Genomic DNA, 12,935 nt, shown 5'->3' with positions numbered 1-12,935 from the left:
CCCGCATGCGGAAGATACTCGTCGTCGGAGCCGGTCAGTCCGGGCTCCAGATAGCTCTCGGCCTCCAGTCCCAGGGGTACGAGGTCACCCTGATGTCCAACCGGACGGCGGACGAGATCCGCACCGGCCGGGTCATGTCGACGCAGTGCATGTTCCACACGGCCCTGCAGCACGAGCGCGATCTCCAGCTGAACTTCTGGGAGTCCCAGGCCCCGAAGATCGAAGGACTCGGCGTCTCGGTCGCCGCCCCCGGCTCCTGGGCCGAGGGCCCCGCGGCCCGTGCGATCGACTGGCTGGGCCGGCTCGACGGATACGCGCAGTCGGTCGACCAGCGGGTGAAGATGGCCGGCTGGATGGAGACGTTCGCGCAGCGCGGCGGGCAGCTCGTCATCCACGGCGCGGCCGTCGGCGACCTCGACTACTTCTCCCGTACGTACGACCTGGTGCTCGTCGCGGCCGGCAAGGGCGAGCTGGTCCAGATGTTCGCCCGGGACCCGGAGCGGTCCCCCTACAGCGAGCCGCAGCGTGCACTGGCCGTGTCGTACGTCCACGGCCTCGGCCCGCGCCCGGAGCACCCGGACACCGAAGGGGTCCGCTGCAACCTGGTGCCGGGCGTCGGCGAACTGTTCGTCATGCCCACCCTGACCACCTCCGGACGGGCCGACATCCTGTTCTGGGAGGGCATACCCGGCGGCCCGCTCGACGTCTTCAACGGCGTCAAGGACCCGGCGGAGCACCTCTCCCTGACCCTGGAACTCATGGAGCGGTACGTCCCCTGGGAGTACGCGCGGGCCACCAAGGTCGAACTGACCGACGCCGGCGGCACGCTGGCCGGGCGTTACGCCCCGACCGTCCGCAACCCGATCGGCCGTCTCCCCGGCGGGGGCCTGGTGCTGGGCGTCGCCGACGTGGTCGTGGCCAACGACCCGATCACCGGGCAGGGCTCCAACTCGGCGTCCAAGTGCGCCGCCGCCTACCTCGCCTCGATCGTCGAGCGCGGCGACAAGCCGTTCGACGAGGAGTGGATGCGGGCCACCTTCGACCGCTACTGGGACACCGCCCAGCACGTCACCAAGTGGACCAACGCCATGCTCGCGCCGCCGCCCGAGCACATCCTGAACCTCATCGGCGCCGCCGGCGAACTCCAGCCCGTCGCCGACCGCTTCGCCAACGGCTTCAACGACCCGGCCGACTTCGAGAACTTCTTCTACGACCCGGAGAAGACGCAGGCCTACCTGGTCGAGGTGTCCGGCGCGGGCGCCGCCTAGTCCTCTTCGCCCTCGTCACCTTCGTAGCTCCCGTCACCCTCGTAGCCCTCGTCCGATCCGTCCGTGGCGCCCTCGGGGAGTTCCGGCGGCTCGTAGCGCCGCAGGGGCTTCCCCTCCGGGTCGGGGCGGACGGCGCCCAGGACCGGGTTGGCCGCGATCGGTGACACCTTGATCTTGGCGCCGGGGCGGGGTGCCTGGACGACCATGCCGTCCCCGAGGTACAGCGCCACGTGCGTGGCCTCCGGGAAGTACACGACCAGGTCGCCCGGGCGCAGCTCGGACAGCGGGATCCGCTCCAGTTGTTCCCACTGCTCCTGGCTGGTCCGGGGGATGGGCGTCCCGGCCTCGGCCCAGGCCTGCGAGGTGAGGCCCGAGCAGTCGTACGATCTCGGGCCCTCCGCGCCCCACTCGTACGGCTTGCCGAGCTGCCGCACGGCGTAGCGGACGGCCCGGCCGCCCTCCGCCGTGGGGCGGCGGACGCTGTTCTGGCTGCCCCCGCTGCCGTGGTCGCTGGCGCTGCTGTCGTTGTTGCTGCCGCTTGTGCCGTTGGCGCCGAGTGCGCCGGAGGCCAGGAACTTCTGCTGTGCCTTCGTGACGCCGTCCTGCTCCAGCTCGGCGACGGCGGTGAGCTGGTCGGGGGTGAGGGAGGCGAGCAACTCCTCCACCTTCGCGAGGCGCGCGCGGACCTCGTCCCGTTCCTTCCTGCGCCGCTCGGTGAGGGCGAGCTGCCGGTCCAGGGCCTTGCGGGCCTCGCGGGCCAGGTCGTGGGCCCTGCGCTCGTCGCCGGTCAGCCGGCCGATGGTGTCGGCCCGTTCCCTGGCCAGCCGGGCGATCACATGGCCCTGGTCGATCGCGTGCTGCGGGTCGCGGGCCAGGAGCAGACGGACGTACGGGGAGATGCCGGTGCTGCTCTGGTACTGCTGACGGGCCAGGCGGCCGGCCGCGCCCCGGCTGTCGTACAGGGAGAGCCGGGCGCGGGCGAGGGCGCGGTCCAGACGGTCGGTCTCGGCGCGCTGCTTCGTCAGCTTGTCCTCGGTGGCGTTGTAGGCCTCGGTGGCCTGCTCCGCCTTCCTGTACAGCTCCTGAAGGTCTGTCAGGAGTCCGGCGATCTCGTGCTGTTCCGTGTCCGGTCCGGGAGCGGCCGTGGCCGGGCCGGGGGCCAGGACGGTTCCGGCCGCCGTCGCCGCGACGCAGACCAGCCGCAGGAGCTTTCCTGACATGCCATCACCTCCGGTGCGGGGGCGGCGTGGTGCCGCCGGACATCGTGAGGATCAGGCGTGTGCGGGCCGTGCGCTCGGCGGGTGTGCGCGGTTCGGCGCAACGGGGTCACCCGTCGGCGTCGTCCGGCTTGCCGCGCGGCGTGGCGTCTGGCTTCGACCACGGCCAGTTCAGGCGGCGGGTCGGGGCGCCCTCCGGGGCGTACTCGTACTTCCAGCGGTTGGTCAGGCCGACCCTGCCCGGTCCCCGGGGTACGCGGCGGTAGACCAGGACCGTGGGCGGGCAGCCGTCCGGGTCCGGGACGGGGATGCGGTACGTCTTGGGCGGGTGGCCGGTCATGCCGAGCAGGACGGGCAGGACCCTGCCGTCCATGGGGCCGCCCTCGAAGGGGGTGTCTTCGCTCTTCACGGGATCAGTGTCAGACATCCTCGGCGAGGGCCTGGACCAGGGCGTCGGTCTGCGGGTCGCGGCGGGCGGTCACGGTCAGCATGGCGACGAACTGCTCCACCAGCCAGTCGCGGAGGTCCTCGGCGGGCGGCTGCTTGTCCTCGTCGAGCCAGATGAGCGACGACGCCTCGACGGCGGTGATCCACATGCGGATGGTCATGCGCAGGCGGGGGCCGGGGTCGGTGACGTCCAGGTGGCTGAGGATGTGCTCGGCCGCGACGCGGCGCACGCCGTCCACGATGGCCGTGGTCCGTGAGGTCTCGACGACGCTGCCGCCCTGGAGGAGGGCGCTGAAGCCGGCGTCGTGCTCGTCGACGAAGGTGAGGTAGCGGTCGAGGGCGCGGGACAGGCGGGGGAGGAGGGGGCCCTCGCGGGGTTCGTCGAAGCAGTGCTGGAGTTCGTCGGCGGCGGAGCGGAGGGCGGCCTCGTAGAGCTGCTGCTTGCCGCCCGGGAAGTACCGGTAGACCAGGGGCCGTGACACCCCGGCCGCCTCCGCCACGTCGTCGAGGGACACCTCCTCCGGGGCGCGGTGCGCGAAGAGGTTCAGCGCGGAGGTGAGGAGCTGGCTGCGGCGTTCCTCGACGCTGAGTCGCCGGTAGGCGGGGGTGGGGGCGGCGGCTGGTGTCATGTCCGGCAGCGTAATCGGGGGGCGGGGTGCCTGCGGCGGCCTGTGGCTGCTTCGGTGGGGGTGCGCGTAGCGCGTGACGCCGGGTGGGGGTCGGGGCCGCGCCGGGGGATGTCCGTCCTCGGAACGGCGCGATCGACCCCCTTACCGACTGACTGGCGCTACGCGCCAACCGCTGCGGGCGGACACACCCCGACACGTCCCCTTCCGTGGTCCGGCGACTGCCGGCGCTTCGCGGTTCCCGTGACCGGGTTTCGGCGTCCCGTGTGGCCGGATCGCGGCCTTGTCGGCGGATTGGTCCGGCTTCACCCTTTCAAGGTCACTGGTGACCATGAGGGGGGAACGTGCCATTCGGACGGGATGACAGGGAGCTACTTCGTCGGATCAGCAACCAGCTCGGTCAGGTCACAGCCGACCTCGCGGTAGTGAAACAGCAGGTCGCGGACCAGCAACACACCATCAGCCAGTTCAGGCAGGACAGCACCACGAGTGCGCTCAGGGCAGGGCTCGCCGAGGTCCGGACCGCCACGGGGGAAGAACTCGCCTCCATCCGCGGTGCCATCGACCGGCTCGACGGCCGGCTCCGTGCGATGGCCTCCCCGGTCGTCTCGGAGTCCGCGCCGCAGGCCTCGGGAGAGGGCTCGCCGGACCTCGTGACGCTCCAAGCGGCAGCCGGTATCTCGGCCGCCGAACTCCACGCCCACCGTGACACCTGGGAGTTCCTGGTGAAGCACGTCGGAGCGGACCAGCACTTTCACGTCCCCGGGACCGTCGTCGAGGACGGCGGCATGGTCGTCGCGCATCTGTCCGGGCCCAGTCTCGTGGCCGTTCTCACCAGCCTCGGCGACGTCCGGGACGACGTGGCCGCCGGTCCTGGCACCCAGGCCATCGCCCACCATCTGCATCAGCGCATCGTCGGCATCGTCAAGAAGATCGCCCAGGACCCGTGGACCGGCGGTGACGGCGACCCCGTGATCATCCGCGTCGACGACCGGCCCAAGCCGGACGACGGCGGCGAGCGGCGGTGACACGGTGACGCCCCACTCGGCATGTCCGAGTGGGGCGTCCGGGCGTCTCGTGCCTACGCCAGCAGTCCGGACGACTTCCACAGTCGTCGGCCGACGCCGCGCAGCACACCGATGTCGTCGAGGAAGTCGGTCAGGCGCTTCGAGCCGTTCTGCATGACCTCCCGGCGGTGGCCGCTGGCCTTGACCTGGGCGAGGGCCTCCCGCTTGTCGAGGCCCACGTTCGTGTAGACCTCCGGGTTCACGAACGCCACCGAGAAGACCCGGGCGAACTCCCCGGAGGTGACGCGGGTGAACTCCTGGGACCACTTGGGGGCCGTCACCATCTGGCGGCGGAGTTCCTCACGGGCGTAGCGGACGTGGCGGGCCTCCTCGACCACGTGGATGCGGGTGACGCCCCGGATCAGCGTCTGGACGCGCTCGTCCGGGAACGTCAGGCGCTGCATCCAGTCGAGGACCTCCTCGCCGAGGAGGGTGGCCGTGAAGGAACCCGGTGTGGTCGAGATGGTCTTGAACAGGCGGCCCAGGTGCTGGTGGGCGCGGCTGACCGGGTACCAGGGCGTGCCGCCGTGGGAGATCAGCCGGGCGAACATCTTGGAGTGGCGGCACTCGTCCTCGATCTCGGTGAGCGCGTAGCGGACGTGCGCGCTCGTGGCCGCCTTGTCGTAGATGTGCCGGACCAGCAGCTGCATGAGGATGATCTCGAACCAGATGCCGAGGGAGGCGAGGGCGGCCGCCTCGTGCTGGGAGAGGAGGATGCGCTGCTCCTCGCTCATCCGCTTCCAGAGCGGGGTGTCGTAGAGCGACACCAGCTCCGGCGGCCAGAACCACTTGCCCTCCTCGAAGGGCGCGTCCCAGTCCAGCTCCTTGTCCGGGTCGAAGGAGTGCTTGGCGGAGGAGTCGAGCAGCCGCTGGGCCACCTGCTCCCGGTCCTTCAGCAGGCCCAGGGCATCGCGCAGGCCGTCGAGCGCGTCGGCTTCCGTCAGGGTCGTCATGGCTGCCCACCTCGTTGTGCACACGTCACTGTCCCCCTTATGAGACTGCTTGTCAGCAAGCCCGTCAATCCCTTGCGCGCCACTTGTTGACCGGGTGTCTACCTCGTGTGAGCCTGCGGACATGCCGACCTTCGACGTGTACGCCAAGGAGCCGGAAGAGCCCGTGTGGCAGGTGCGGGCGACCGGCGCGGCCCGTTTCAACTGGGAGTACGACGACGGCCGCGACCGCCTCCTGGCCCTCTACCAGAAGGGCAAGGACAAGCAGTGGGACGGGCAGCGGCGGATCGACTGGGAGCTGGAGGTGGATCCCCACGATGCGCTGGGGACTCCGGACGAGGCCATGTCGCTGTACGGGACCCGGCACTGGGCGAAGCTGACGGACAAGGACAAGGGCGAGCTGCGCCGGCACTACGCCTCCTGGCAGTTCAGCCAGTTCCTGCACGGCGAGCAGGGCGCGATGATCTGCGCCGCCCGGATCGTGGAGTCGGTCCCCGACCTGGACGCCAAGTTCTACTCCGCGACCCAGACGATGGACGAGGCCCGGCACGCCGAGATCTACGGCCGGTTCCTGCACGAGAAGATCGGGCTGCTGTACCCGATCAACGACAACCTCCAGTCGCTGCTGGGCGACACCCTGCGCGACTCGCGCTGGGACATGCCCTACCTCGGGATGCAGGTGCTGATCGAGGGCCTGGCCCTCGCCGCCTTCGGCATGATCAGGGACACGACGGACAAGCCGCTGCCCCAGCAGATCCTCGCGTACGTCATGCAGGACGAGGCCCGGCACGTGGCCTTCGGGCGGATGGCCCTGCGCGACTACTACCGGCAGCTCACCGACGCCGAGCTCAGGGAGCGCGAGGAGTTCGTCATCGAGGGCTGCTACCTCATGCGCGACCGGCTGCGCGGTGTCGAGGTCCTGGAGAACTTCGGCATCCCGAAGGCCGAGGCCGAGGAGTACAGCGAGCAGTCCGAGTTCCTCGCCCTGTTCCGCAAACTGCTCTTCAGCCGCATCGTCCCCTGCGTCAAGGACATCGGCCTGTGGGGTAAACGCCTCCAGCGGGCCTACGTCGACCTGGGCGTCCTGGAGATGGGCGACTCCGACCTCGACCTGCTGATGGCCCAGGACGAGGAGGTCGCCGAGCAGCTGGACGCGGAGCGCTTCGCGGCGGAGGAGAAGGAGCGGGTGGCGGAGGTGGAGGAAGCGATCGAGGCCGGTCAACGGCTCGGAGACTGATCACTCGTTCGACGGGCGAACCGGCATATTCCCCTGGGTACGCTGACTGTGCCAGGCAGACTCCGGCACATGGGAGCAATCATGAGCGCCGCACGCGACTACGGGCTGGGCGACGACTTCGAGTGGCCTCGTCCGCCGGAGGGTGGCTGGACGGCGGACGACCTCGACGCGCTTCCGAACCTGCCTCCGCACACGGAGCTGATCGACGGGAGTCTTGTCTTCGTGAGTCCGCAGACCAACTTCCACTCGCGTGCCATTCGCCTGTTGGACAACACCCTGCTGGATCAAGTGCCGGAGGAGCTCGACGTCATCCGGGAGATGACCATCAAGCTGAACAAGCGCAACCGCCCGGAGCCCGATGTGCTGGTGTTCCGCGCGGATGCCGACACAGGTCCCCAGCAGACCTGGTACCGGCCCGAAGACGTCGTGATCGCCGTCGAGGTTGTCTCGGAGGACTCGGAGGACCGGGACCGCGAGGTAAAGCCGAGGAAGTACGCTCAGGCAGGCATTCCGCACTACTGGCGCGTCGAGGAGAACGAGGGACTCCCGGTCGTCTACGTCTACGAACTCGACCCCGCGACTCAGTCCTACGGCTTGACCGGCATCTTCCACGACAAGCTCAAGCTGACCGTCCCCTTCCCCATCGACATCGACCTCACCGCCATCAACCGCCGCCGCTAGCGCGACTTGAGGACCGCCGCCATCACCGCCCGCGCGATCGGTGCCGCGTCGCCGCCCCCGCTGATGTTCCGGCGCTCCGCCTCCGCGTCCTCCACGACCACCGCGACCGCCACCCGCGGCGCGAGGTCCCGCTCGCCCTGGGCCCAGGAGATGAACCAGGCGTACGGCGTACCGGAGTTGCGGCGGCCGTGCTGGGCCGTGCCGGTCTTGCCGCCCACCTTGGCGCCGCGGATCGCGGCCCGCCGCCCGGTGCCGTTCTCGACCACCTCCCGCATCAGCGCGCGCAGCCGGACCGCCGTCGAGGGGTACATCGCCTGGCGGACCGCGCGCGAACCGGCCGTCGCGAGGATGCTGCCGCCCGGCCGGGTCGTACGCTCCACCAGGTACGGCTCCCGCACCTGACCGCCGTTGGCCACGGCCGCCGCGACCATCGCCATCTGCAGGGGCGTGGCCCGGGTGTTGTACTGGCCGATCGACGACAGCCCGAGCTGCGCCTGGTCGAGCGAGGTGTCGAACGTGGACCGGGCCACCGGGAAGGGGACGCGCAGGGCCGGGTTGTTGAAGCCGAAGGCATGGGCCGTGTCCGTCATGTCCGTCCGGCCCACCGCCACGCCGAGCCTGGCGAACACCGTGTTGCAGGAGAGGGTGAAGGCCTCCCGCACGGAGGCGTCCCGACAGCCCCGGGACGCGTTCGTCAGGCGGGTCCGCGTCCCGGGCAGGGTGTACGGGTCGGGGGAGTCGGTCGGCGCGTCGAGGTCCGTGACCACGCCCGCGTCCAGCGCGGCGGCCAGGGTGACGACCTTGAAGGTCGAGCCCGGCGGATACGTCCGGCGGATCGCCCGGTTGAGCATCGGGCGGTCCCGGTCGGCGTTCAGCCGCCGCCACGCCTCGGTCGCCGCCGACCCGTTCCCGGACAGCGGCTGGGGATCGTAGGACGGGCGGGACACCAGCGCCAGGATCCGGCCGGTCGACGGTTCCAGCGCCGCCACCGCGCCCTTCAGCCCGGCGAGCCCCTCGTACGCCGCCCGCTGCGCCTCGGGGTCGAGGGTGGTGACGACGTCCCCGCCGGAGTTCCGCGCCCGCGTGAAGTCGTTCCACAGCCGGAACGGCGCGAGCATCGGGTCCGAGCCGGACAGGATGCCGTCCTCGCTGTGCTCCAGGAGCGTCGTCCCGTACAACTGGGAGGCGAAGCCGGTGACCGGCGCGTACAACGGCCCGTCCGTGTAGGTGCGTTCGTAGCGCAGGTGCTCCCGGGTGTCCTTGGAGCCGGTGACGGGCCGGCCGCCGACCAGGATGTCGCCGCGCGGCTGCTCGTAGCGGGCGATGTCCGGGCGGCGGTTGGCCGGGTTGCGGTCGTAGGCCGGGGCCTGGACGACCTGGACGCGGGCGGCGTTCACCAGCAGGGCCGCCAGCAGCAGGGCGCAGAAGAAACCGGCGTGCCGGATGTGCCGCGTCATCGGGTGCCCTGCCCGTCGTACTGGCGCCGGGCCGAGTCGCTCACCCGGACCAGCAGCGCCACGATCGCCCAGTTGGTGACCACCGACGAGCCGCCCTGCGCCAGGAACGGCATCGCCATGCCCGTCAGCGGGATCAGTCCGGTCACCCCGCCCGCGATCACGAACACCTGGAGCGCCACCAGCGAGGCGAGTCCGACCGCGAGCAGCCGGCCGAACGGCTCGCGCAGCGCGAGGCCCGCCCGGAAGCCGCGCTCCACCAGCAGGCCGTAGAGGAGGAAGACGGCCGACAGGCCCGCGAAGCCCAGTTCCTCGCCCGCCGTGGCCAGGATGAAGTCCGACTTCACGGCGAAGCCGATGAGGACCGAGTGGCCGAGTCCGAGGCCCGTGCCGAGGAGGCCGCCCTCCGCGAAGGCGAACAGCGACTGGGCGAGCTGGTTGGCGCCCTCGCCCGCCTCGATGGAGGCGAAGGGGTGCAGCCAGGTCTCGATCCTGCCGTGCACGTGCGGCTCCAGCCGGCCCACGGCGACCGCGCCCAGCGCCGCCAGCAGCAGGCCCACGGCGATCCAGCCGGTGCGGCCGGTGGCGACGTAGAGGAGGACGACGAACAGGCCGAAGAAGAGCAGCGAGGTGCCTAGGTCGCGTTCCAGGATCAGGACGCCGACGCTCACCAGCCAGACGGCGACGATCGGGCCGAGGACCCGGCCGGTCGGCAGCTGGAGCCTCCAGATCCGGCGGCCGGTGTAGGCGAGGGCGTTGCGGTTCGCGGCCAGGTACGCGGCGAAGAACACCGCCAGCAGCACCTTCGCGAACTCGCCCGGCTGGATGGAGAACCCGGCGACCCGGATCCAGATGCGGGCCCCGTTCACCGCCGGGAACAGGATCGGCAGGGTGAGCAGCACCAGCGCGGCGGCCACGCAGACGTATGTGTAGCGCTGGAGCACGCGGTGGTCGCGCAGGAGCAGGACGACCAGGATGAACAGCGCCACGCCCAGCGTCGACCACACCAGTTGGGCGGGTGCCGCCCGGTCGCCCGGGGTCTCCAGGTCGAGCCGGTAGATGAGCACCAGGCCGAGCCCGTTGAGCAGCACGCCGATCGGCAGCAGCAGGGGGTCGGCGTGCGGGGCCCGCAGCCGCACCGCCAGATGCGCCAGCAGCGCGAGCACGCCGAGCCCCGCGCCGTAGCCGGCGGCCCCGGGCGGGACGGCGCCGTCCCGGGCGAGGCCCACGGCGCAGTAGCCGTACACCGACAGCAGGACAGCGAGGACGATGAGGGCGAGTTCGATGCCCCGGCGCCGGGGGAGGCGGCGGACGGCGGGCGCGGGCGGGTCCGCCGTCGCCATGATTCCGGCCTTGCTCATGTCCGGAACCTACCCAAACAGTGCGTCTTGTGTGCCTTTGGTGGGCCGAGTGTCAGCACCAGCGTGGCGCGGGACCGATGTTGTCGATGTAGCGGGCCGCGCCCCAGGCCCAGGTGCCGTCCGTCAGGAGGTACCAGAGCGGGTTGCCCTTCACGGTCTCGCCGCCGGTCTTGCAGAAGATGCTGACGATGTCGCCCTTGTGGGCGTGCCGGATGATCTGCGAGCCGCGGTTCGGGGCGCTGCGCAGCGCCAGCGTGTTCGCCGTGACGACGCCCTTGAAGAGGTGCTTCCCGTGGTGGCCGTGGTGGTCGCCGTTGCCGCCCGTGGGGTCGGTGTGGTGGCCGTTGCCGCCGGTCGAGTCGTGGTGGTGGCCGTTGCCGCCGCTGGGGTCGTGGTGGTGGTGGCCGTTGCCGCCCGTCGGGTCCCAGTCGTCGTGCGCGGCGGCGGCAGGCGTGACGGCGGCCGCGGCGGCGAGGAGTCCGGCGGCGGTGGCTATGGAGAGGCGCGAGCGCAGGGACATGGGAATGACCTCCATGTGGGGGCGAAGGTGCCGAAGCTGACTAATCGCCACATTAGGAGCGCCCTTCGGTCCCCGCCCGTCACAGTGGGCCATAGGGGAACGCGCCCCGAGCTCTCACTCCGCCGTCAGTTCCAGGGTCGCCACGGCCCCGCCGTCCGGCGCGTTCGCGAACTCCAGCCGCGCCCCCAGCACCTCCGCCTGCCCCAGCGCGATGGTCAGCCCCAGCCCGTGCCCCCGGGCGCCGCCCTCCGTGCGGAACCGCTGCGGCCCGTGCGCCACCAGGTACTCCGGAAAGCCGTCCCCGTGGTCCCGGACGGTCACCACCGGCCCGTCCACGGTCAGCACCACCGGCCCACGGCCGTGCTTGTGCGCGTTCGCCACCAGGTTCCCCAGCACCCGCTCCAGCCGCCGCCGGTCCGTCTCCACGCACACGTCCCGCACGACGACGACCTCCGTGCCGCTCCCCGACGCGCGCACCACCCGCTCGGCCAGCGGACCCAACTGCTCGGTGTCCAGCTCCAGCCGCTCCCGCCCGGTGTCCAGCCGGGAGATCTCCAGCAGGTCCTCGGTGAGGGTGCGCAGCGCCGCCACCCGGTCCCGCACCAGCTCGGTCGGGCGGCCCGGCGGCAGCAGTTCGGCCGCCGCGTGCAGCCCCGTCAGCGGGGTGCGCAGCTCATGGGCGACGTCCGCGGTGAACCGCTGCTCGGCGAGCAGCTTGCCCTGCAACGACGACGCCATGGAGTCCAGCGCGGCGGCGACCGCGGCCACCTCGTCCGTCGGGCGGGCCGGGTCCTTGGCCCGCGGGTCCGCACGGGGGTCGTTCACGCGCGCGTCCAGGTCGCCCGCGCTGATCCGCCGGGCCACCCGTGCCGTGGTGTGCAGCCGCCGTGTCACCCGCGTCACCGCGAACGCGCCGACCAGCAGCGTCGCCCCGATCGCCAGCCCCGACGACCACAGGATCGCCCGGTCCAGGCCCGCGATGGTGCGCGCCTGCTGCGAGTAGTCGACCGCCACGGCCAGCGCCCGGTCACCGTCGGCGGGCCCCGCCGCCCACATCGTGGGGCGCCCCGCGAAGTCGGCGACCATCGTGCCGCGGTCCCCGGCCACCGCCAGCTCCCGCAGCTGCCGCGGCAGCCCCGGCGGATCCACCCCGGCACCCCGCCGGAGCGTGTCCCCGGCCTCGTACCGCTCTGTCGCCTGCGTCAGCCGCTGCAACGCCTGGTCACGGGCCTGGCCGACGGTCTGGTTGGTCACCTGCACATGCACCAGGACGCCGAGCAGGGCGGCCAGCGCGCAGCACATCACCGTGATGAAGGCGGCGGCCTTCACGGCGAGCGTCCCGGACCACTGGGGGAAGGTGAGCCTCATCCGCTGCTCGCCGAGGGGGAGGCGGACGGGCGCGGGGCGTGGGTGCGCGGGCCGGTGCGCAGCATCTCGTCGTGAGTGAGGAGCATGGCCCGCTGGTCCCGGTCCCAGGTCCACTGGAGGCGGTACTCGTACCCGGCGACCTCCGAGGGGGACCGGATGACGAGGGAACGCCCGGCCAGCTCGACGCCGCTGAGCGCGTCCTCCCACGCCATCACCTGCACCAGCCGGTGCTTCTCGACGGTGTACACGCGCACCGCGGTCGTCCTGCCGGGCAGCAGGCTGAAGCCCAGCGTCAGGTCGTCGCGCCCGTCACCGGTCAGGTCCCGGTAGTACGGCTTGAGGACCGGGCACCTCCCGTGCCCCGGCCCCTTGGCGCAGTCGGCCATCCGCCGCTTCGTGTCCCGGTAGGGTGCCTTGGCGCCGTCGTAGTCACCGGGGCTCGCGGCGATCTCGGCCCGGACGATCCCGACCGGCTCCACCCGGCGGATGTCGTCTCCGGCGGGGACCTCGACCCCCTTGACCACCTCGGTGTTCACCTCGCCGATCTCGAAGGCCGGGCTGGACGCCGGTGTCAGCTCCGGCCAGAGCCGGGCCGGACCGACCGCCGTAGGGGTCGAGCCGGCGCCCTCGAGACCGCCGGCGTCCCCGCAGCCCACGGCGGCCGCCAGCAGGAGGGCGACGGCGGCGGCGCGGCGGGCTGCCTTTCCAGCACGGCTGAGGGGCACTGCACTCCTGCGGT

13 protein-coding genes are annotated in these 12,935 nt (G+C 71.8%); 4 read left to right on the top strand and 9 right to left on the bottom strand.

The annotated features are described in order from the left end of the window. Positions 1-5: 5 nt before the first annotated feature. Positions 6-1,268: a styrene monooxygenase/indole monooxygenase family protein gene (locus tag ABZ948_RS09330; protein WP_359758310.1), complete on the top strand. Its 1,263-nt coding sequence runs from the start codon at positions 6-8 to the stop codon at positions 1,266-1,268. On the opposite strand, the gene ABZ948_RS09325 is transcribed toward ABZ948_RS09330, so the two are convergent. The 3 genes from ABZ948_RS09325 to ABZ948_RS09315 all read right to left on the bottom strand — a co-directional run bounded on the left by ABZ948_RS09325 (position 1,265) and on the right by ABZ948_RS09315 (position 3,561). Then, positions 1,265-2,488: a C40 family peptidase gene (locus tag ABZ948_RS09325; protein ID WP_359758309.1), complete on the bottom strand. Its 1,224-nt coding sequence runs from the start codon at positions 2,486-2,488 to the stop codon at positions 1,265-1,267. The two genes, ABZ948_RS09330 and ABZ948_RS09325, sit on opposite strands and share 4 nt — an antisense overlap. Positions 2,489-2,594: 106 nt before the next feature. Continuing rightward, positions 2,595-2,894, bottom strand: a complete 300-nt coding sequence (locus tag ABZ948_RS09320; protein WP_359758308.1) for a DUF8847 domain-containing protein — start codon at positions 2,892-2,894, stop codon at positions 2,595-2,597. Between the two features lie 10 nt (positions 2,895-2,904). Further along, positions 2,905-3,561 carry a TetR/AcrR family transcriptional regulator gene (locus tag ABZ948_RS09315; RefSeq protein ID WP_359758307.1) on the bottom strand — a complete coding sequence of 219 codons (657 nt, stop codon included), beginning with the start codon at positions 3,559-3,561 and terminating at the stop codon, positions 2,905-2,907. 422 nt (positions 3,562-3,983) lie between these two features. Between ABZ948_RS09315 and ABZ948_RS09310 the strand changes: the two genes are divergently transcribed. Further along, entirely contained in the window at positions 3,984-4,586 is a 603-nt protein-coding gene (locus tag ABZ948_RS09310; RefSeq protein ID WP_359758306.1) for a hypothetical protein, read from the top strand. A 53-nt stretch (positions 4,587-4,639) separates the two neighbouring features. On the opposite strand, the gene ABZ948_RS09305 is transcribed toward ABZ948_RS09310, so the two are convergent. Next, complete coding sequence (locus tag ABZ948_RS09305; RefSeq protein WP_359758305.1) at positions 4,640-5,578, bottom strand: AurF N-oxygenase family protein; 939 nt, start codon at positions 5,576-5,578, stop codon at positions 4,640-4,642. 121 nt (positions 5,579-5,699) lie between these two features. Between ABZ948_RS09305 and ABZ948_RS09300 the strand changes: the two genes are divergently transcribed. Both ABZ948_RS09300 and ABZ948_RS09295 read left to right on the top strand, forming a co-directional pair. Next, positions 5,700-6,812: a ferritin-like domain-containing protein gene (locus ABZ948_RS09300; protein ID WP_359758304.1), complete on the top strand. Its 1,113-nt coding sequence runs from the start codon at positions 5,700-5,702 to the stop codon at positions 6,810-6,812. A gap of 81 nt (positions 6,813-6,893) precedes the next feature. Further along, positions 6,894-7,493 (top strand): Uma2 family endonuclease, encoded by a 600-nt coding sequence (locus ABZ948_RS09295; protein WP_031114506.1) that lies wholly within the window; start codon positions 6,894-6,896, stop codon positions 7,491-7,493. Here ABZ948_RS09295 and ABZ948_RS09290 read toward each other — a convergent pair. The 5 genes from ABZ948_RS09290 to ABZ948_RS09270 form a co-directional block, all read right to left on the bottom strand. Then, complete coding sequence (locus tag ABZ948_RS09290; protein ID WP_359758303.1) at positions 7,490-8,950, bottom strand: penicillin-binding transpeptidase domain-containing protein; 1,461 nt, start codon at positions 8,948-8,950, stop codon at positions 7,490-7,492. The genes ABZ948_RS09295 and ABZ948_RS09290 overlap by 4 nt on opposite strands. Further along, a complete protein-coding gene (locus tag ABZ948_RS09285) occupies positions 8,947-10,308 on the bottom strand; it encodes an FtsW/RodA/SpoVE family cell cycle protein (RefSeq protein ID WP_359758302.1) in 1,362 nt (453 codons plus the stop codon). Before ABZ948_RS09285 ends, ABZ948_RS09290 begins: the two co-directional genes overlap by 4 nt. A gap of 52 nt (positions 10,309-10,360) precedes the next feature. Further along, a complete protein-coding gene (locus ABZ948_RS09280; RefSeq protein WP_359758301.1) occupies positions 10,361-10,828 on the bottom strand; it encodes an SH3 domain-containing protein in 468 nt (155 codons plus the stop codon). 114 nt (positions 10,829-10,942) lie between these two features. Continuing rightward, positions 10,943-12,196, bottom strand: coding sequence for an ATP-binding protein (locus tag ABZ948_RS09275; RefSeq protein WP_359758300.1), 1,254 nt, complete (start codon positions 12,194-12,196; stop codon positions 10,943-10,945). Continuing rightward, positions 12,193-12,921 carry a hypothetical protein gene (locus ABZ948_RS09270; RefSeq protein ID WP_359758299.1) on the bottom strand — a complete coding sequence of 243 codons (729 nt, stop codon included), beginning with the start codon at positions 12,919-12,921 and terminating at the stop codon, positions 12,193-12,195. Before ABZ948_RS09270 ends, ABZ948_RS09275 begins: the two co-directional genes overlap by 4 nt. Positions 12,922-12,935 lie beyond the last annotated feature (14 nt).

Source organism: Streptomyces olindensis (genome assembly GCF_040645895.1).
In the GTDB taxonomy this organism is placed as follows: Bacteria; Actinomycetota; Actinomycetes; order Streptomycetales; family Streptomycetaceae; genus Streptomyces; species Streptomyces olindensis.
This window is presented reverse-complemented; position numbering and strand designations above follow the sequence as displayed.

Coding starts and splice junctions, on each gene's coding strand:
- ABZ948_RS09315 (WP_359758307.1), bottom strand. CDS start 3,561: ATGACACCAGCCGCCGCCCCCACCCCCGCCTACCGGCGACTCAGCGTC.
- ABZ948_RS09305 (WP_359758305.1), bottom strand. CDS start 5,578: ATGACGACCCTGACGGAAGCCGACGCGCTCGACGGCCTGCGCGATGCC.
- ABZ948_RS09325 (WP_359758309.1), bottom strand. CDS start 2,488: ATGTCAGGAAAGCTCCTGCGGCTGGTCTGCGTCGCGGCGACGGCGGCC.
- ABZ948_RS09275 (WP_359758300.1), bottom strand. CDS start 12,196: ATGAGGCTCACCTTCCCCCAGTGGTCCGGGACGCTCGCCGTGAAGGCC.
- ABZ948_RS09295 (WP_031114506.1), top strand. CDS start 6,894: ATGAGCGCCGCACGCGACTACGGGCTGGGCGACGACTTCGAGTGGCCT.
- ABZ948_RS09330 (WP_359758310.1), top strand. CDS start 6: ATGCGGAAGATACTCGTCGTCGGAGCCGGTCAGTCCGGGCTCCAGATA.
- ABZ948_RS09285 (WP_359758302.1), bottom strand. CDS start 10,308: ATGAGCAAGGCCGGAATCATGGCGACGGCGGACCCGCCCGCGCCCGCC.
- ABZ948_RS09280 (WP_359758301.1), bottom strand. CDS start 10,828: ATGTCCCTGCGCTCGCGCCTCTCCATAGCCACCGCCGCCGGACTCCTC.
- ABZ948_RS09290 (WP_359758303.1), bottom strand. CDS start 8,950: ATGACGCGGCACATCCGGCACGCCGGTTTCTTCTGCGCCCTGCTGCTG.
- ABZ948_RS09300 (WP_359758304.1), top strand. CDS start 5,700: ATGCCGACCTTCGACGTGTACGCCAAGGAGCCGGAAGAGCCCGTGTGG.